This is a genomic window from Nonomuraea sp. LPB2021202275-12-8 (genome assembly GCF_037044575.1).
GTDB lineage: Bacteria > Actinomycetota > Actinomycetes > Streptosporangiales > Streptosporangiaceae > Nonomuraea.
Genome location: NZ_JBAHWD010000004.1, coordinates 397,115 through 416,089, shown reverse-complemented (window position 1 = coordinate 416,089; position 18,975 = coordinate 397,115). Strand labels below are relative to the sequence as shown.

Below are 18,975 nucleotides of genomic sequence, written 5' to 3'. Positions count from 1 at the left end.
CCCGCTCAGGCGCCCAGCACGTCCTCGGCCCGGTGGCAGGCCACCTGCCGTCCCCGCATCTCACGCAACGCGGGCGTCCTCTCACACTCCGTCACGGCCAGCGGGCAGCGCAGCCGGTACGGGCATCCCGTCCCCGCCGGCCTGGCCTCGGCCCGCCCTCTCGCCGCGGGCGGCTCTCCCCCCAGCTTCGGTACGGCCTCGCGCAGCGCGAGCGTGTAGGGATGGGCGGGCCGGCCCAGCAGGTCGGCCGTGGGGCCCGACTCCACCACGCGGCCCGCGAACAGCACGTGCGAGGTTCTGCAGAGCCGCTCCACGATCGCCAGGTTGTGGGTGATGAGCAGGCGCTCGGTGTCCAGGCCGGCGAGCAGGTCGAGGATCCGCGCCTGGACCGTCACGTCCAGGGCGCTGGTGGGCTCGTCGAGGATGAGCAGGCGGGGGCGGACGGCGAGCGCTCTGGCGATCACCACGCGCTGGCGCTGGCCTCCGGAGAGCTGGTGCGGCCTGCGGGGGGCCAGGTCCGGGGCCAGGCCCACCTGTTCGAGGAGCTCGGGGATCCGGTGCCGGTCGCCGCGCGGCAGCGCCTCGGCGATGGAGCTCCCGACGCGCATCCGGGGATCCAGCGCCTCGGCCTGGAAGACCGGCTGCACGTCACCGCGGAACTTCCGCATCTCCACTTTTCTCAGGTCGTGCTCGCCGTACCAGATGTTTCCGGACATGGGGGTGAGCAGGCCGAGGAAGGCGCGCGCCAGCGTGGTCTTGCCCGAGCCGCTCTCGCCGATCAGGCCGACGCCGCCCTCGGTGATGGCCAGGGTGACGTCGTGCACCACCGGCGTCCGGCCGTAGCCGAGCGTCACCCGCTCCGCCCTGAGCGTCCTCATGGCAGGGCCTCCAGGAGCTCGCGCGTGTAGGGATGGGACGGGCGGGCCAGCACCTCGGCGGCGGGGCCGCTCTCCACGACCTCGCCGTCCTTCATGACCAGCACCCGGTCGGCGATCGTGGAGACCAGGGCCAGGTCGTGCGAGACGAGCAGCATGGCCAGGCCCCGCTCCTCGCGCAGCTCGCGCAGCACTCCGACCACCTCGGCCTGCACGGTCACGTCCAGGGCGCTGGTGGGCTCGTCGGCTAGGATCACCTCGGCGCCCAGCGCGATGGCCAGCGCGATCGCGAACCGCTGCGCCTGGCCGCCGGAGATCTCGTGCGGGTAGCGCCGCAGGATCGCCGGGTCGAGCATGACCGCCTCGACGGCCTCCGCCATGACGCGCGCCGCCCCGCCCCGGGAAGCGCCGCCGTTCCTGCCGTCGACGCCGTGCAGCTTCAGCACGCGGCGCATCAGGACGCCGAGCCGGGTGGTGGGACTGAGAGCGGCCTGCGGGGACTGCATGACCAGGGCCACGCGGGCACCCCTGATCTCCCGGAGCCGCCGCGGGGAGGCTTGCAGCACATCCACCCCACATACGCGGATATGTCCCGAAATATCAGCCCCCTCGGTGAGGCCGACGAGGGACAGCAGCGTCGTCGACTTGCCCGAGCCGCTCTCCCCCACGATGGCCACGCACTCGCCCTCGCCCACGTCCAGCTCGGGCACCCGGGCGACGACCCGCTCGCCGTACCTCACCTGGAGGTCTCTGACCTCGATCACCTGACGACCCTCCTGGGGTCCAGCGCGTTGCGCAACCCCTCGCCCAGCACGTTGAACGCGAACGCCGTCACCAGGATGGCCAGCCCCGGGAAGGTGACGACCCACCAGTTCGTGGTGAACAGCGTCTGCCCCTGATCCACCATCAGCCCCCACTCCGCCGTCGGCTCCTGCGCGCCCAGCCCCAGGTAGGACAGCGCGGCCGCGGTGAGGATGACGCCGCCCGCGTCGAGCGAGATCTGCACCAGGACGGGCGTGACCGAGTTCGGCAGCACGTGCCGGACGATGATCACCGGCGCGGGCACGCCGAGGCAGCGCGCCGCGTCCACGTACGGCCGGGTGGCGACGGAGGCGGCGACCGACGCCGACAGCCGCGCGTACCAGGGCCACCAGGTCACCGCGATCGCCACGATCACCGTGGTGACGCTCGGCTGCAGCACCATGGCCAGGGTGAGCGACAGCAGCAGCGCGGGGAAGGCCAGGAACACGTCCGTCACCCTCATGATCACGTCCCGCACCCAGCCCCCGGCGTACCCGGCCACCACGCCGAGCGTCACGCCGGCCGCCGCCGAGACGGCCAGCACGGCCACGGCGATGAACAGCGACGTGCGCCCGCCGTACAGCACTCTGGTGAGCACGTCGCGACCCACCTGGTCGGTGCCGAACCAGTGCTCGGCGCTCGGCGGGAGCAGGAGGTTGACCGGGTCCACCTCGTCCACCGGGTACGGCGCGAGCCACGGCGCCAGGACCGCGGCCAGCGCGATCACCACGATGAGCACCGCGCCGGTGGCGGCGAACCGGTCGGTGACTCTGGGCAGGGTGCGGCGCAGCCGCGCCTCCGGCGGCGCCGTCACCGGGCCCTCACCCTCGGGTCGAGAAGACCCTGCAGCAGGTCCACCACCAGATTGGCCAGCACGTAGACCAGCGCCACGAGCAGCGTCACGCCCGCGATGGCCGGAGTGTCGAGCGAGGAGATGGAGGCGGCGGCGTAGCGGCCCAGGCCCGGCCAGTTGAAGACGGCCTCGACCAGGAAGCCGTTGACGATCGAGTAGGCGAACACCAGGGCGATCAGCGACAGCACGGGGCTCAGCGCCGATCGCAGGGCGAACCTGGTCAGGATGGACGTCTCACCGAAGCCGAGCGCGCGTGCCAGCCTGGCGTGGTCCTGGCCCGCCTCCTCGATGAGCATGGCCCGGGTCATCTGGGCGATCACGCCCGTCGGGTAGGCCGCCACCACCAGCGCGGGCAGCACCAGGTGCTGGAGGGTGCTGGTGAAGATGGGCCAGTTGCCGGTGATGAGCGCGTCGACGATCGTGATGTTGGTCCACAGGGTCAGCGGGCTCGTGGTGTCGAGCGAGGAGTCGTACTCCCCCGCCACCGGGAACCAGCCGAGGTTGCTGGCGAAGACCGTCTGCAGCGCCAGGGCCAGCCAGAAGACAGGCACGGAGACGGCCAGCATGCTGGCCAGCCGCACCCCGAAGTCCGGAAATTTCGTCTTATAGCGAGCGGCGAGCACTCCGACCGGAATGCCGACCACGACCGCAAAGACCAGCGCAGCCCCGACGAGCTCCAGGCTGGCCGGGAACGCGAGGAACAGATCGTCGCGGACGGGCTGCCGCGTGTGCAGGCTGGTGCCCCAGTCGCCCGTGACCAGATCTCTGACGTAGTTCCAGAGTTGCACCCAGAGCGGGTCGTCCAGCCCGAACCTCTCGCGTGCGGCGGCGAGCTGCTCGGGCGTGGCCTTCGGGCCGGCGAACGCCACCGCCGGATCCCCCGGCACCAGCCGCATCACGACGAACGTGAGCACGATCACGCCGGCCACGACCAGGAGGGCCTGGCCGAGCCGGCGGATCAGGTAGCGCGGCACACGACCTCAGCTTGCGGGCTTGAGATCGTAGAAGAAGACCACGTTCGGATAGGCGGGGTTGTCCACGTACCCCTGCACGTCCGCCGTCAGCGCGCGCTGGTAGGTCTGCACGTACGGGACCGCCACGGCGGCCTGCTCCTGGATGATCTTCTCCTGCAGGTTCGTGTAGGCCGTCTCCGCCCCGAACAGGTCGGTGGCCGTGAGCTGGGGCAGCCCGTCGACGGCCGTGTCGACCTCGTCGTTCTTCAGGTAGGAGAGGTTGAACTCGGGCTTGTCCGCGCTCCTGAAGACGTTGAGGAACCACGAGTACGCGTCGGCGTAGTCGGGATACCAGTACATGACGAAGACGTCCTGCCCCTTCTTCTTGCCGAGGTCCCACTGGGCGTTCCAGGCCATCGGCTTGGCCTGGAGGGTCACGTTCAGCCCCTTGAGCGCCGAGCTGAGCAGCGTGACCAGCAGCTTCTGGTCCTCGTCGCCCTGGGCGTAGGTCATGGTGAGCTTGAGCTCGGGGTTGTCGGGGCCGTATCCCGCGGCCGTCAGCAGCTCCTGCGCCTTGACCAGGTCCTGCTTGGCCTCCAGGCCCGCCGTGTGGCCGACCAGGCCCTCGGGCACCAGGCCGCTGGCCTTCACGCCCGCGCCCTTCAGCGCGGAGACCAGGCCGTCGTAGTCGATCGCGAGCTGCAGCGCCTGCCGCACCCGCACGTCCTTGGTGACGCCGCCGGCGGTGTTGAACAGCACCAGCAGGTTCTGGAACGACGGCGTCCGCGTCGCCTGCACGCCCTCGGTGGTGCTCGCCTGCTCGAACAGCTGCGGGTTGAGCCGCTGCACGAAGTTGATCTCGCCCTGCTTCAGCAACTGCCAGGCCGTGGTGATCTCGGGGGTGACCCGGAAGGCGATCTTCTTGTACTGCTCGGGCTTCCAGCCGCCCCAGTACCCCTCGAACGCCTTGAGCGTGAGCTCGGTCTCCTTGCCCTTCTGCCAGCTGTCGATCGTGTACGGTCCGGTGCCGGCGTCCGTCTTGCCGTCCTTGGCCTGGTCCACGGCCTCGGTGTCGTAGATGTAGGCGGCGTAGCCGGAGGAGGCCACCAGGTCGAGCGGCGTGGCGTACTTGAGCGTGAACTTCAACGTCGAGGCGTCCGGGGTCTCGATCGTGTCGACCGCCCCCCAGATGTAGGCCGCGCCCGAGTTCGCCTCTCGCGTGCGCTCGATGGCCTTCTTGGCCGCCTCGGCGTCGAGCGTCGCCCCGGAGTGGAACTTCACGCCCTGGCGCAGCTTGAACGTCCACTCCTTGCCCTCGTTGGCCGAGGTCCACTCGGTGGCCAGGCGCGGCTCGGGCTTCTTGGTCTGGGCGTTGTAGCGGGTCAGGCCCTCGTAGATGTTGGACATGGCGATGATCTCGTTGGAGTACGAGGTCGCGGGGTCCCAGTCGGTCACCACGTCGAGGTTGGGGGCGTAGACGAAGGTGGCGTCGTTGCTCTCGGCCGCCTGGGCCGCCGCCGTCTCGCCGGTGCTCGGCTGGGGAGACCGGTCGGCGCCGCGCACCTGGCCGCCCGCGCAAGCGGATGCGGCCAGGGCCACGGCACCGGCGACCCCGGCTAGGAGCAGACGCTTGTGCCAGCGCATCTGGGGGGAATCCTTTCGATCGGTCACCGGGCGAGGGGTCCGGCGGCTTTGACGTGCACCCGTACGGCGGGTTCCGACAGGTAGCTCAGCGGCACCTCGAGGAGATCGACGATCTGGACCCCGGACGGATCCGCGCCCGCCGCGACGGCACGCGCCGCAGCCTCCTCCTTGACCCTTTCGATCGCTTTTGATCGGCTTTCACCTGCAGGCATGATCGTATCGACTCTGCCGCTCGCCAGGGCGATGGCGGCGCCCACGGCATTGGCCACCTCCGCGTGCTCGGGGCGGACGACGCGGCTCACGCCGGGGATCCGCGCCGGCAGCAGAAACGCCCCGCCACCCACCGCCACCAGGGGACGGTCGGCTCTGCCGAGGGCCATGCGGTCCACCGCGTCGAGCGCCAGCTCGTCGGCGACCGCCAGCGCCCTTTGCAGAGTGTCGCGAATATCTTCCGACATGTCTGCGGCCGTCACCGCTGCCTCCAGCCGCTCGCGCCAGCCCGAGGCGCCCGGCGGCAGGCGGCCCGCAGCCACGGCCGCGTCCGTGAGCGTGAGCGTGCCCCCGCCGAACACCAGCGCCTCCTCGGCGATCCGGTAGCCGACCGAGTCCGGTCCCACCGCGTGTCCCCGGACCACGCTCCCGCCGCCCAGCGCGATGGCCAGGATGTCCGGCATCCGGAAGTTGGTCAGCACGCCGCCGATCTCCACGGCCGCCGCGGACTCCCGCGGGAAGCCGCCGACGAGCACCCCGAGGTCCGTGGACGTGCCGCCCACGTCCGCGACGATCGCGTCCTCGACCCCCGACAGGAACGCCGCGCCGCGCAGCGAGTTGGCCGGGCCGGAGCCGATGGTCGACACCGGCAGCCGCGCCGCGTGCTCCACCGTCATCAGCGTTCCGTCGTTCTGGGCGAGGTACGGCCTGGCCGGCAGCCCGCGCTCGGCCAGCGCCGTCGTCAGGGCGCTGATCACGTGCCCGGCGACCGTGTACAGGGCGGCGTTGAGCACGGTCGCGTTCTCGCGCTCCAGCAGCCCGAGCGAGCCGAGCTCGTGACTCACCGAGACGGGCAGCCCGTACTCGCGCCTTACCAGCTCCTCGACCACCCGCTCGTGCTCGTCGTTCGCCGGGCTGAACACGCTGGTGACCGCCACGGCGTCCGCCGCCACCCCGTCGAGGAAGCGGCGGACGGCGTCCGGGTCGAGCGGGCCGATCTCGCGCCCGTCCACGTAGTGCCCGCCGGGCACCACGGCTTCGCCGGCGGAGACGACCTCGCGCAGGTCGGCGGGCCAGTCGGAGAGCGGCGGCACGGATGTGGTCGCGGGCGCGCCGAGCCGCAGCACGGCCACCCGGCCGAGATTCCTGCGCTCCAGGATGGCGTTGGTCGCGTGCGTGGTGCCCAGCATGACGCGGGTGATGCGGCTCCACACGGCATGCGCGGCCCCCGGCCCGGAGCCGGCCGGATCCGTCCCGTACGGCGTGAGCTCGGCCAGGACGGCGTCCAGCGCCGCGCGCAGGCCCCGGGTCACGTCCGGGCTCGTCGGCCGCTTGGCCTTGGCGATCACCCGGTCCGACGCGTCCAGCACCACCGCGTCGGTGTTCGTGCCTCCGACGTCGATGCCGACGCGCAGGTCGCCCTCAGCCACGCGACTCCTCCTTGACCAGTTCCTCGACGGGCACGTAGTCCAGGTCGTAGCCGAACGCGCGCGGCCCGGCCGTCTCCAGGCCCTTGGGCGTGCGCCAGAGCGGGTCGCACGGCCAGGCGAGCACCGCCACGCGCTGGCCGTACCTCAGGCCCTCGGTCTGGATCGCGGCGGCCGTCTCGGTGTCGACCACCGTGACGAGGTCCGGGACCATGGCCCTGACCTCGCCGTCCTCGACCGCGACGAGGTTCTCGTTCTGAAGCTCCAGCCGGAGCGTCCGGCCGCGGTCGTCGCCGGTGCCCTCGATCGTGGCCGTGCCCCTGACGAACCCGCCGGTGGTGCGCCGTTCCACGTCGGTCAGCTTGCCGGTGATCAGTCTGGCCGCCCCCAGCCTGCGCTGGAGGGCCGCCAGCGGCTCCGCCACGCCCTCGGTGGCCCGGCCGATCTCCAGCGCGCGGGTGACCGTACCCTCGATGACCGCGCCGCGCGCCCGCGCGGCCGTGAGCACGTAGTCGGCCATCAGCGCGTGCGAGCCGGCCGCCACGCACACCGCCCGCGCCAGCCGCTCGGACCACAGCCCGTCGACGGGCCGGATCGTCACCACGTTGCCCACGATGTCGGACATGACGACGAGATCGGCAGGCAGTCCCGCGACGTACATGGAGACCATCTGGACCTCGGGGAAGGCCCGCCCCATGCCGTCGGCGTCCAGCAGCGGCAGGCCGAGCTGGGCGGCCCAGGCCACCGGGGCCACGCCGTTCGCGCCGCCGATCTCCGACGACATGATCGCGGCGGGCGGCCTGCCGAAGATCCGTTCGACCTCCTCGGCCACGCGCCTGGGCTCGTCCTCGCCGTGGATCATCTCGTGGCTGACGGTCGGCGCCCCGATCCCGGAGAGCGGCACGATCAGCGCGTCCTCGGGCAGGTCGGCCAGCCGGACGAGCGGCACCTCGCCGTGCGCCTCGATGGCCCGCACCGCCGCCAGCGCCCCGGTGCGCACGTCTCCCCCGCCCCCGGTGCCCAGCACCGCGCACCCTCGCGCGAGCGCCGGAATGTCCTTCATTGCGATGTTGCTCATATGGCGACACAACCAAGCACATGCCACCGCATTACGCCAGTGGCCGATAATCCGTTGCCTCCGACGGCACGCGCACGCGATGCTCCTGACATCACCACTTCCGGGAGGACGGGCATGATCACGCGGCGAATGCGCCTGGACCGCCATCCCGGCATGCCCGGGGAGAGCCGAGGCTGACGCCCGTCCGCCGCCCCGGCCTGTTCCGCCAGGCGGGTGGGGGCGCTGGTGTGCCCGGCGGTTTCATAAGCCGCTCCAGGTGGGTTCGATTCCCGCACCCGCCACCGCGATTTGATACATCTGGTCGAGGGCTCCGGAGAAGGGACGGCCATGCGGATCTCGGTGTCGGCCGACAGCCTGGACGGGGTCGCCGAGCGGGTCGTGACAGCGCTGCGTGAGCGCGGCCACGAGATCATCCCGCACGGCGCGCTCAGCGACGAGGAGCGCGCCGACTGGGCGTGGGCGTCGGAGTCGGCGGCCCGCGACGTCGGCGAGGGGCGAGCCGACCAGGCGGTGGTGTGCTGCTGGACCGGCACGGGGGCGTCCATCGCGGCCAACAAGGTGCCCGGCGTGCGCGCCGCGCTCTGCGTCGACGCCTACACCGCCGACGGCGCCCGCAAGTGGAACGACGCCAACGTGCTCGCGATCAGCCTCCGGCTCACCTCCGCCGTGGTGCTCGACGAGATCCTCGACGCGTGGCTGGCCGCCCTGCCGAGCAACGACGCCGCAGATCTGGCGAACGTCGCCCACCTCGGCGAGATCTGACATATCCCGTTATGGTCGGGTGGTGGCTGACTTGAGGTGTACACACTGTGGTGAGAACGGCCTGGAGGCCGGATTCATCAAGGACGGTGGGGAGCACTCGGCGGGCTTCGCCAGCTGGGTGGAGGGCGCGCTGAAGCGGGGCATCCTCGGCGGAGCCAAGCTGATGGGCCGGCCGAAGTGGGAGATCGAAGCCTGGCGCTGCCCGCACTGCCATCATCTGGAGCTGTTCACCCGCAACCCTTCCTGACCGCCGCGTCCTGGGAATCGTCGGTGCCTCGCTCTAGGGTGCAGGCATGACCGACGTGCTCCTGCGAGGTGGCCGACCCTGGGGTCGCGACGCGCCCGCCGACATCCTCGTCCGCGACGGCCGCATCGCCCCGGCAGGCCCGGCGCCCGGCGCCCAGGTCATCGACCTCGCCGGCCAGATCGTGCTGCCCGGCCTGGTCGAGGCGCACTGCCACCTCGACAAGACCCTCTACGGCGGGCCGTGGACGCCTCACTCCGCCGACGACACCCTCGGCGGCCGCATCGGCAACGACCTGGCCCGCCGTGCCGAGCTGGGCGTGCCGAGCGTCGAGCGGATCGGCACGCTGCTGCGGAGGATGATCTCCTGCGGCACCACCCACGTCCGCACCCACACCGACATCGACCCGGAGGTGGGGCTGCGAGGCGTGGCCGCCGTCCGCGAGGCCGCCTCGGGCCTGCCGGTCGACGTCACCCAGGTCGCCTTCCCCCAGCACGGCCTGCTCACCAACCCCGGCACCGCCGAGCTGCTCGAAGAGGCGCTCAAGGACGGTGTCGAGGCGGTCGGCGGCCTCGACCCGGCGGGGATCGACCGCGACCCGGTGCGCCATCTCGACCTGATCTTCGCCCTGGCCGAGCGCTACGGCGCCCACCTCGACATCCACCTGCACGACGGCGGCTCCCTGGGGGCCTGGGAGCTGGAGCTGATCACCGAGCGCACGCAGGTGCTCGGCCTGAGGGGCAGGGTCACGGTCAGCCACGCCTACGCGCTCGGCCAGATCGACGACGCCCACGCCGGCCGGCTGACCCAGGGCTTCGCCGAGGCCGGCGTGGCGGTGGCGACCGCGGCCGTCTACAGCTTCCCCATCCCGCCGGTCAAGCGTCTGCGCGCCGCCGGCGTCACCGTCGCGTGCGGCCACGACGGCATCCGCGACCTGTGGGGCCCCTACGGCGGCGGCGACATGCTGGAGCGGGCCATGCACCTCGCCTACCGCAGCACGTTCCGCAGGGACGAGGACATCGAGCTGGCGCTGGAGGCGGCCACCTACGGCGGTGCCCGCGCCCTCGGGCTGCGCGACTACGGCCTTGAGCCGGGCGATCGGGCCGACCTCACGGCGGTGCCGGCGAGCGCTCCGGCCGAGGCCGTAGTCGTTCACCCTGCGCGCACATTGGTCATGAAAGACGGCGTCGTCCTGCACAATTGACCGGCGGGACCATCGAAAGGCAGGCAAGTGCTCTCTATTCACCAGCGGATCGCCGAAGAGCTCGGGGCGCGCGAGGGGCAGGTGCGAGCCGCGGTCGACCTGCTCGACGGCGGCGCCACGGTGCCGTTCATCGCGCGATACCGCAAGGAGGCCACGGGCGCCCTCGACGACGCCCAGCTGCGCACCCTCGAAGAGCGGCTGCGCTACCTCCGCGAGCTCGAGGAGCGCAGGACGGCGATCCTGGAGTCGATCGACTCCCAGGGCAAGCTCGACGACGAGCTGCGCGCCCAGGTCATGGCGGCCGAGACCAAGGCCCGCCTCGAAGACATCTACCTGCCCTTCAAGCCCAAGCGGCGCACCAAGGCGCAGATCGCCCGCGAGCTGGGTCTGGAGCCGCTGGCCGACAAGCTGCTCGGCGATCCCTCTCTCGACCCGGCCGAGGTCGCGCAGTCGTTCGTCACCGAGGGCGTCGCCGACGCGGGGGCGGCGCTGGAGGGCGCCAGGGCCATCCTGATCGAGCGGTTCGCCGAGGACGCCGACCTCATCGGCGGGCTGCGCGAGCAGCTGTGGACCCGGGGCCGCCTGGCCTCCAAGGTCCGCGAGGGCAAGGAGGAGGCGGGGGCGAAGTTCTCCGACTACTTCGAGTTCGCCGAGCCGTTCACCAAGCTGCCCTCCCACCGGATCCTCGCCATGTTCAGAGGCGAGAAGGAGGAGATCCTCACCGTCGCGCTGGAGCCCGACGACAGCCCCGACTACGAGCTGCGCATCGCCTCCCGCTTCGGCGTCTCCGACCAGGGCCGCCCCGCCGACAAGTGGCTGAGCGAGACCGTCCGCTGGGCCTGGCGCACCCGCATCCTCGTCCACCTCGGCATCGACCTGCGGATGCGGCTCTGGCAGGCGGCCGAGGACGAGGCGGTGCGGGTGTTCGCCGCCAACCTGCGCGACCTGCTGCTGGCCGCCCCAGCCGGCAGCCGCACCACCATGGGTCTCGACCCCGGCCTGCGCACCGGCGTCAAGGTCGCCGTGGTCGACGCCACCGGCAAGGTCGTCGACACCGCGACCATCTATCCCCACGAGCCCAAGCGGCAGTGGGACCAGTCGCTGGCGGTGCTGGGCGCACTGGCGCAGAAGCACGGCGTCGACCTGATCGCCATCGGCAACGGCACCGCCTCCCGCGAGACCGACAAGCTGGCCGGCGAGCTCGTCCAGCACATGCCGGCCATCACCAAGATCGTCGTGTCGGAGGCCGGCGCGTCCGTCTACTCCGCCTCCCCCTACGCCTCCCAGGAGCTTCCCGAGCTGGACGTGTCGCTGCGCGGCGCGGTCTCCATCGCCCGCAGGCTCCAGGACCCCCTGGCCGAGCTGGTCAAGATCGACCCCAAGTCCATCGGCGTCGGCCAGTACCAGCACGACCTCGCCGAGTCCAAGCTCTCCCGCTCCCTCGACGCCGTGGTCGAAGACTGCGTCAACGCCGTGGGCGTCGACGTCAACACCGCCTCGGCCCCGCTGCTGACCCGCGTGTCGGGCATCGGCTCCACCCTGGCCGAGAGCATCGTCCGCCACCGCGACACCAACGGCCCCTTCAAGGCCCGCACCGCGCTCAAGGACGTCTCCCGCCTGGGCCCCAAGGCCTTCGAGCAGTGCGCCGGCTTCCTGCGCATCCCCGGCGGCGACGACCCGCTGGACGCCTCCAGCGTCCACCCCGAGGCCTACCCGGTGGTCCGCCGCATCCTCGGCTCGGCCCGCACCGACCTCAAGTCCCTGATCGGCAACACGGCCGCGCTCCGCTCCATCAAGCCGCAGGACTTCACCGACGACACCTTCGGCCTGCCGACGGTCACCGACATCCTGCGCGAGCTCGAAAAGCCCGGCCGCGACCCGCGCCCCGCCTTCAAGACCGCCACCTTCAAGGAGGGCGTCGAGAAGATCTCCGACCTCAAGCAGGGGATGATCCTGGAGGGCGTGATCACCAACGTCGTAGCCTTCGGCGCGTTCGTCGACGTCGGCGTGCACCAGGACGGCCTCGTGCACGTCTCCGCCATGTCCCACAACTACGTGAAGGATCCCCTGGACGTGGCCAAGTCCGGGGACATCGTGCGCGTCAAGGTCCTCGACATCGACATCCCCCGCAAGCGCATCTCCCTCACCCTCCGCCTCGACGACGACCCCACCCAGCCCGCCGCCGGCGGTCCACGCCAGACCACCCGCCCCGACACCGGCCAGCGCGGCCGCGGTGAGGGCGGCCAGCGAGGGCGAGCAGACGGCGAGGGCGGCGGCCGGCGGCCACGCGGCGAAGGCGGCCAGCGCGGCCGAGGCGACGGTGCTCAACGCGAAGGCGGCCAGCGCGGCCGTGGAGACGGCAACCAGCGCGACGGCGGCCAGAGCCGGCGCGACGGCGGCCAGCGTGGCGGAGGCCAGCGACGCCCCGAGCCCACGGGCGCCATGGCCGAAGCCCTCCGCAAGGCCGGTCTCAGCGGCGACAACCGCTGATCCATCAACACCAACGACCCGCCGTCCCCGGACCACCGGCCTTCACCGGCCGACCATGGACGGCGGGTCGTGCCATTCCCCCATCAGGGCGCCGAGCGCGGACACGCTCCCTGTTGCCGGAGCCGGCTGTCCGACAACGCCCCCCATAGCCGGTTTCCAGGGGAGATCCGGACGCCGACGCATCCCGACCCAGACCATTCCGGGGGTCCTGATCCCGCCCTCCGGCGCGGGGGCCGGGGCGATACGGTCGAAGGGTGAGCACGACAGGTTTCGACACGACCATCGACCAGGCGCACGACCTGCTGAGGTGGCGCTCGCCGCTGCGCACGGAGTTGTGGGCCGCCCGGCTCACCGCCGTCGTGCGGTCGGGCCAGGACGAGCCGCTGCTGCGACGGCTGGCGGAGGACGGCAGGCCCGAGGCCCGGCTCGCCCTGGCCGCCCTGGCCGCGGTCAACGCGCCGCCTCCGCCCGAGGCGGGGACCTCCGGCCGGGCCGAGGAGCCCGAAGGCGCCGAGGCGACCGCTCACCCCGACGACGACGCCGATCCCATCGAGCCCTACCTGGAGTCCGGCCGCCAGGCCGCGGGTTCGCTGCCCGGATGGGTGGCCCGCATGGGCAGGGTGACCTGCGAAGGAGCCTGGTACGGCAAGGCCGACCGCTACGGCGAGCAGACCCTCGCCGCCCTCTCCTTCCGCTACGGCAACGGCAAGGAGCCGCACCTGCTCGTGGTCGGCATCGACCAGGTGCACGGCGGCCTGGCGGTCGACGCCGTGATCGAGGAGATCAAGTTCCTCGACGATCTCGATCTCGCGCCGTCAGGCGCCGAGGTGGTGGCAGGCCGCGTCCTGGACGCCTTCGAGCTCACCGACCTGGTCATGGGAGCGCAGGTCGCGGAGACCCTCCCCGCCGTCCGCGCCCTCGCGCTGTCACGCGCCCGCGCCGTCCCCGATCCGGTACGGCATGCGGGCGACGACATCGTGACCCGCTTTCAGGATCTGCCCGACGTGCCGGGCGCGCAGGAGGCGTTCGGCAAGCTGGCCGAGTTTCTCGGAGATCGTCCACTGTGGTGGAGTCCGCCCAGGGTCGCGCAGTTCCTCACGTCATGGCTGCCGCGGGAGGCCGTCCTGTCGGACGAGGCGATCGCGGCCATGCCCGAGGTGGCCCGCTCCTGGACCCGCCACCACGGCGACCACCCCGACATCCTCCACCGCATCGACACAGAGGCCCCCCGCCTCCCCGCGCTCATGGCCGACGAGTCCCTGGCCGGTCTCAGCAAACGCATCATCCATCACCGTCCCTGACGCGCTACGCCCATCCAGGTGCCCAGGCTGAAAGCGGAGCGAGCCTCGTACAGAGGTGCGGCCACCCGAAGGTCCGTCTCGGACCCCGGCCGGCTGCACCCGCTCATCACGGGCGACAGCAGGACGAGTGGCACGGCCGCCGATCTAACGCCATGCTCTCCAGACGGGGCCCGAGCCGGACACCGGCACGCCAGATGGGCGCCCAGGACGGCGAGACCTGCAACACGGCTGCCGTGCGCCGTCGGAGGAGGTGACCCTGCTGATCCGGGCCATGACAGCGGCCGGGTCGCTCGACTACCAGGGGTGGCACTGGTCGTACGGCGCCCGGTACTGGGCGCGCCCCGTGCGCGCCGAATCGACAGCGATAGGTCGTGGGGTTTCGGTGATCACCAGCTCGGCGGCCGCCTGACCGGCATGCTCGAAGGCTGAACTCCCGAGTCGGCCGAGGACCCGGCGCCCGACGGGCGGGCGGTGAACAGGCCGTGGGATCAAGGCACCGGGCCGGGGCGGCTATGCTGCGCAGTGTCGTTTACGCCGCCCCCGCTCGGGCGTTATGAGAGAGAGCTACGCAATGTACAAGGAGTTCGCTGCCGAGGCCGTCGTATGGCTGGTGCCGATCGTGGTTCTCATCGGCCTCGCCCTGATGGTCACCGCCTGACGCCACGGCGCCGGTCGGTCCCGCGGCAGCCGGCTCATCTGTAGTACTCGTAGTGCACGACCGTGCTGACCTTCTTGTCGAAGCGGATCTCGCCGTCGAGCCACCGGTTCCACAGGGTGGACAGCGTGCGGGTGCGGACCGTGCAACCTCCCCAGCGGACGCGCTTGGGGCGGATCGTGCCGATGTGGTCGTAGCAGGATCCGACCTTGCGACCGTTGACCTTGAGGCGTGCGTTCAGGCTCACCGCGTAGAGGTTCTTGCGGGATGTGTTGGTGACGCGGACCTTGATGCGGCAGGTGTCCTTGCACCGGCCGAAGTAGATCTTGTAACGGATCAGGTGAGGCTTGGCCGCGACGGCCTTCGCCGATCCGGCGCTCGCCCCGGTCAAGCCGGTGCCGGCCGGGGCGACGGCTGTCGCGGCCGCGGTCGCCGCGCCGGCCGGAAGCGGCGTGAGTGCGACGGTGAGCGCCGTCGCGGCTAAGAGCGTGCCGGAGAGACTCCTGTTCATGTTGCCCCCAGAAGCAGTGGACCAGCCGCTTCCCCCTGTTGAAAGCGACCTTACGCTTCCCGATTAACCGCCCGGAAAGCGACACGGTCAACTATCAACAGCGAAAGCGCATCAAACCCTCACTGCTACGAGGCCCAGGCCAGCAGCGGGCTGCCTTGGCGGAGGCGTTTCAGCGCCTGCTTCTCCAGCTGTCGAATGCGTTCTCTGGTGAGCCCGAGATGCTCGGCGATCTGGGCATAGCTGCGGACCTCCTCCCCCGCCAGGCCGTACCTCAGCCTGATCACGAACGCCTCGCGCGGCGGCAGGGTGGTGACGACCTCGTTCAGCTCCGCGCTGAGCGCGCGCCGCTCGGCCAGCTCCTGCACCTCGGCGGCGTCCTCGTCGGCGAGCAGGTCGCCGATGCTGCCCTCGCCGTTCTCCCCGACGGGGATGTCCAGGCTGATGGTCTCCTGTGCGAACCTCCGCAGCCCGGCCACCTGCACCGCCGAGCGACCGGCGGCCTCGGCGAGCTCCTCGTCGCGGGGATCGCGGCCGAGCTCCGCTGCGAGCCGCCGCTCGGCCCTCAGCAGCCGCGACAGCTCCTCGGCCACATGGATCGGCAGCCGTACGGTCCGGCTCTTGTCGTGGATGCCGCGTTCGATGGCCTGCCGGATCCACCACATCCCGTAGGTGGAGAACTTGTAGCCACGCCTGTAGTCGAACTTCTCCACCGCCCTGATCAGCCCGAGGTTGCCCTCCTGGATGACGTCGATGAGCGGCAGCCCGCGATGGGCGTAGCGTCTGGCGGCCGCCACCACCAGCCGGAGGTTGGACCTGATGAGCTGGTCCTTGGCGCGCTGCCCGTCGCGGCGGATGTTTTCGTGCTCGAGCGTCCCCGTCCCCAGGCTGATCAGGTGGCCCGCGTACAGGCCTGCCTCGATCCGCTTGGCCAGGTCCACTTCGTCCGCGGCGGAGAGTAAGGGGGTCTTGCCGATCTGCTCCAGGTACATGCCGAGCAGATCAGGCTCTTCGGCCGACATGCACCGGCACTACCCGGTAAACGGCGGCGAATTCCCGGGTTCGTTGAGTTCGGCGATGGCGAGCTCGGCGGTGGTGCGGATGTCGAAGAACTTGTCGAGCGCGGTGATCGCGAACAGGTGCTTGCACCTGCCGTTGAGACCGGACAGCAGCAGGCGCCCGCCCGAGGCCGTCACCGCCTTGTGCAGGTAGACGAGCACCGACAGCCCGGAGGAGTCGCAGACGCTGACGGCCTGCATGTCGATGACGAGCAGTGGCGGCTGGCTCAGGTCGAGAGCCTTGGTGACGCGGTCACGGACTTCGGCCGCGGAGCCGAAGTCGAAGTCCCCCGTAAGCCTTGCGATGACGCATGGTCCCTGGAGCCCGAGACTGATCGACAAGGCTTGATCCGAAGTCACCCAGCTCCACCTACCCGCTTTTGCGCTGTTCTTCCCAACACTTTACGAGAAGTAGCGTCGGGGGTTGAACACCAGCATCTGCTCGATCTGGTCATCGGTCACACCCGAGTCGCGCAGTGCGGCCAACACGTCGTCGTGGATGTGATCGTAGCGCCAGTTGGGTGCCATCGCGCTGAGCGCCTCGTCCCAGGCGTCGGCGAAGTAGTCCATGAAGCAGGCGGCGTCGTGGCTGAGCACGATCCGGTCGGCGTATCCGCGGGCGCACAGGGCCGCGATCGTGGCCACTCTCTGCGCTGTCGGGTTGAAGAGGTCCAGCCCGAACCGGTCCATGCCGAGCGTCGCTCCGGTGTCGGCAAGCCGCATCAAATAGTCCAAATCGTTACTGTCGCCTGCGTGCCCGACGACGACTTTCGTCAGGTCGACGCCCTCCTTGGCGAACAGGTCCAGCGCGAGCGGCCCGCTCTGGGTGAAGGAGTTGGTGTGCACGGTGATCGGCGCCCCGGTGCGGACGTGCGCCTGGGCGACGGCCCGGCAGATGCGCTCGACGCCGGGCGTCAGCCCTTTCTGCTCGACCACGCACTTGAGGAACGCGGCCTTGACCCCGGTGTCGGCGATGCCGTCGGTGATGTCGCGGACGAAGTCGTCGACCATCGGATCGGGCACGTCGATGAGCAGCCCGGGGCCACGGTGCTCGTACTGGTGCGGCAGCTCCTCGAAGCTGTAGATGCCGGTGGCGACGATGATGTGCAGGTCCGGCACCTCGGCGGCGATCCGCTGGATGCGCGGGATGTAGCGGCCGAGCCCCCACACGGTCGGGTCGACGATGGTCCGCACGCCCTTGGCGGCCACCCCGTTGAGCTTGGTGATCGCGTCGGCGACCCGGAACTCCTCGTCCCACCAGGCGCCCTTGCCGTAGTTGTCGAGGTGCTCGGTGGCCGTGACGAAGACGTGCTCGTGCATCAGCGTCTGGCCGAGCTCTCCGGCGTCGACGGGACCGCGGACGGTGTTGACGGGCATGAGGACCTCCGTACCGGCTGGTCTGTTCGCGCCAACCTAAGCGGCTCCCCCACCTCCGTCAACCGCCGAGCCGCGGGAACAGCGGCTCGGGACGCGGCAGCCGCGCCCGCCCGCTCACCGCCGCCACCCGCGCCGCCGCGGTGGGAAGGAATGGCTCCAGCTGTACGGCCAGCTCCCGGCAGGCGTGCACCAGGGTGGCCAGGGAGATCTCCCTGGCAGCCTCGGCCTGGCGCCACGGCTGGGCGGTCTCGACGTACTTGTTCGCCTCTTCGACGATGCTGCGGACGGCTCCGGCCGCCCGTCGGAAGTCGAAGTTCTCCAGCGCCTCGTGGACGAGCCCGGGGGCGCGCTCGCAGGCGTCGATCCGCTCCGGCCGTGCCTCCGGCACCTGCCCGCCGTGGAAGCGGTGGACCATGGCGACGACCCGGTTGACCAGGTTGCCGACGCCGTTGGCGAGGTCCTCGTCGGCCCTGGCGATCAGCCGTCCCTCGGTGAAGTCGGCGTCGCCCACGCGGGGCACCTCGCGCAGCAGCCACCACCGCACCGCGTCGACGCCGTAGGCGCGCACGAGCGCCACCGGGTCGACGACGGCGCCCGACGACTTGCTGATCTTGCGCCCGGCCGCGGTCAGGTAGTCGTGCACGTAGATCGTCGTGGGCAGCGGCAGGCCGGCCGAGAGCAGCATCGCCGGCCAGTAGACCGCGTGGAAGCGGATCACGCCCTTGCCGATCAGGTGGATCTTGCGCGGCTCGTGGACCCACCAGCGCTCGTAGCCGTCGCCGTCCAGCGCGGTGACGTAGTTGGCCAGCGCGTCCCACCATACGTAGATCACCTGGCTCGGGTCGCCCGGCACCGGGATGCCCCAGCCGCGCGAGCGGGCGGCCGAGCGCGAGACGCTGATGTCGTCCAGGCCCGCCTCGACGAACGCCAGCACCTCGTTGCGGCGGGCGGCGGGCTCGATCGTAAGCCGGCCGCCCCGGATCAGTTCCAGCAGCGGCTGCTGGTAGCGGGAGAGGCGGAAGAACCAGTTCTCCTCCGACACCCGCTGCAGCGGGGCCTCGTGACCTTCGGGACAGGGCCCTTCCTGGTAGAACTGCTCGCAGCCGACGCAGTAGAGCCCCTCGTAGTGCCGCCGGTAGAGGTCGTGCCCGATCGCCTGCCAGATCCGTTCCACCCCGGCCCGGTGACCCGGGTGGCCGCTCGTCCGGATGAACGCGTCGAACGACAGGTCCAGCGGCTCGCGCAGGGCCTCGAACGCCGCGGCGTTGCGATCCACCAGCTCCCGCACCGGCACGCCCGCGGCCTCGGCGGCGAGCACGTTCTTCAGCGAGTTGTCGTCGGTGCCCGTCTGGAAGCGCACCGGCTCGCCGCGCCGCCTGTGGTGCCGGGCGAGCACGTCACCCTGCACGATCTCCAGCGCGAACCCGAGATGGGGGCGGGCGTTCACGTAGGGAATGGTCGTCGTGATGTACATCGGATGCCTCCAAAGGAGCCCCGGACACGACGAGAGGCCCCCGGTAGCTGGGCCTCAACGT

General features: G+C 71.2%; 18 protein-coding genes and 1 tRNA gene. 7 read left to right on the top strand and 12 right to left on the bottom strand.

Translation table 11 applies throughout. The features are described from left to right. Positions 1-5: 5 nt before the first annotated feature. The 7 genes from V5E28_RS10570 to V5E28_RS10540 are packed head-to-tail and all read right to left on the bottom strand — an operon-like array spanning position 6 to position 7,841. Positions 6-878 (bottom strand): ABC transporter ATP-binding protein, encoded by an 873-nt coding sequence (locus V5E28_RS10570; RefSeq protein ID WP_336206315.1) that lies wholly within the window; start codon positions 876-878, stop codon positions 6-8. Next, positions 875-1,639 (bottom strand): ABC transporter ATP-binding protein, encoded by a 765-nt coding sequence (locus V5E28_RS10565; RefSeq protein ID WP_336206314.1) that lies wholly within the window; start codon positions 1,637-1,639, stop codon positions 875-877. Before V5E28_RS10565 ends, V5E28_RS10570 begins: the two co-directional genes overlap by 4 nt. After that, positions 1,636-2,490, bottom strand: a complete 855-nt coding sequence (locus V5E28_RS10560; RefSeq protein ID WP_336206312.1) for an ABC transporter permease — start codon at positions 2,488-2,490, stop codon at positions 1,636-1,638. The genes V5E28_RS10565 and V5E28_RS10560 overlap by 4 nt, the downstream gene beginning before the upstream one ends. After that, entirely contained in the window at positions 2,487-3,503 is a 1,017-nt protein-coding gene (locus V5E28_RS10555; RefSeq protein ID WP_336206310.1) for an ABC transporter permease, read from the bottom strand. The genes V5E28_RS10560 and V5E28_RS10555 overlap by 4 nt, the downstream gene beginning before the upstream one ends. 6 nt (positions 3,504-3,509) lie before the next feature. Beyond that, a complete protein-coding gene (locus V5E28_RS10550) occupies positions 3,510-5,126 on the bottom strand; it encodes an ABC transporter substrate-binding protein (protein ID WP_336206308.1) in 1,617 nt (538 codons plus the stop codon). A 23-nt stretch (positions 5,127-5,149) separates the two neighbouring features. Continuing rightward, positions 5,150-6,766: a hydantoinase/oxoprolinase family protein gene (locus tag V5E28_RS10545; RefSeq protein WP_336206306.1), complete on the bottom strand. Its 1,617-nt coding sequence runs from the start codon at positions 6,764-6,766 to the stop codon at positions 5,150-5,152. Continuing rightward, a complete protein-coding gene (locus tag V5E28_RS10540) occupies positions 6,759-7,841 on the bottom strand; it encodes a DUF917 domain-containing protein (protein ID WP_336206305.1) in 1,083 nt (360 codons plus the stop codon). Before V5E28_RS10540 ends, V5E28_RS10545 begins: the two co-directional genes overlap by 8 nt. 208 nt (positions 7,842-8,049) lie before the next feature. Here V5E28_RS10540 and V5E28_RS10535 point away from each other — a divergent pair. The 7 genes from V5E28_RS10535 to V5E28_RS10505 all read left to right on the top strand — a co-directional run bounded on the left by V5E28_RS10535 (position 8,050) and on the right by V5E28_RS10505 (position 14,251). After that, positions 8,050-8,122 (top strand) — tRNA-Met (locus V5E28_RS10535). Positions 8,123-8,168: 46 nt separating this feature from the next. Further along, positions 8,169-8,603, top strand: a complete 435-nt coding sequence (locus tag V5E28_RS10530; protein ID WP_336206303.1) for an RpiB/LacA/LacB family sugar-phosphate isomerase — start codon at positions 8,169-8,171, stop codon at positions 8,601-8,603. Positions 8,604-8,625: 22 nt separating this feature from the next. Continuing rightward, entirely contained in the window at positions 8,626-8,850 is a 225-nt protein-coding gene (locus tag V5E28_RS10525) for a hypothetical protein (RefSeq protein WP_336206301.1), read from the top strand. 46 nt (positions 8,851-8,896) lie between these two features. After that, positions 8,897-10,051: an amidohydrolase gene (locus V5E28_RS10520; RefSeq protein ID WP_336206299.1), complete on the top strand. Its 1,155-nt coding sequence runs from the start codon at positions 8,897-8,899 to the stop codon at positions 10,049-10,051. A 27-nt stretch (positions 10,052-10,078) separates the two neighbouring features. Further along, complete coding sequence (locus V5E28_RS10515; RefSeq protein WP_336206298.1) at positions 10,079-12,541, top strand: Tex family protein; 2,463 nt, start codon at positions 10,079-10,081, stop codon at positions 12,539-12,541. 254 nt (positions 12,542-12,795) lie between these two features. Beyond that, positions 12,796-13,842 carry a hypothetical protein gene (locus V5E28_RS10510; RefSeq protein ID WP_336206295.1) on the top strand — a complete coding sequence of 349 codons (1,047 nt, stop codon included), beginning with the start codon at positions 12,796-12,798 and terminating at the stop codon, positions 13,840-13,842. Between the two features lie 250 nt (positions 13,843-14,092). Further along, entirely contained in the window at positions 14,093-14,251 is a 159-nt protein-coding gene (locus tag V5E28_RS10505; RefSeq protein WP_336206293.1) for a hypothetical protein, read from the top strand. 283 nt (positions 14,252-14,534) lie between these two features. Here V5E28_RS10505 and V5E28_RS10500 read toward each other — a convergent pair whose 3' ends face one another. The 5 genes from V5E28_RS10500 to V5E28_RS10480 form a co-directional block, all read right to left on the bottom strand. Further along, a complete protein-coding gene (locus V5E28_RS10500) occupies positions 14,535-15,008 on the bottom strand; it encodes a hypothetical protein (RefSeq protein ID WP_336206292.1) in 474 nt (157 codons plus the stop codon). Between the two features lie 125 nt (positions 15,009-15,133). After that, positions 15,134-16,027: a sigma-70 family RNA polymerase sigma factor gene (locus V5E28_RS10495; protein ID WP_336206290.1), complete on the bottom strand. Its 894-nt coding sequence runs from the start codon at positions 16,025-16,027 to the stop codon at positions 15,134-15,136. Between the two features lie 9 nt (positions 16,028-16,036). Next, entirely contained in the window at positions 16,037-16,405 is a 369-nt protein-coding gene (locus tag V5E28_RS10490; RefSeq protein WP_336206289.1) for an STAS domain-containing protein, read from the bottom strand. A 60-nt stretch (positions 16,406-16,465) separates the two neighbouring features. Further along, positions 16,466-17,440 (bottom strand): phosphotriesterase family protein, encoded by a 975-nt coding sequence (locus V5E28_RS10485; RefSeq protein ID WP_336206287.1) that lies wholly within the window; start codon positions 17,438-17,440, stop codon positions 16,466-16,468. 58 nt (positions 17,441-17,498) lie between these two features. Beyond that, entirely contained in the window at positions 17,499-18,914 is a 1,416-nt protein-coding gene (locus V5E28_RS10480; RefSeq protein WP_336206285.1) for a methionine--tRNA ligase, read from the bottom strand. Between the last annotated feature and the right edge of the window lie 61 nt (positions 18,915-18,975).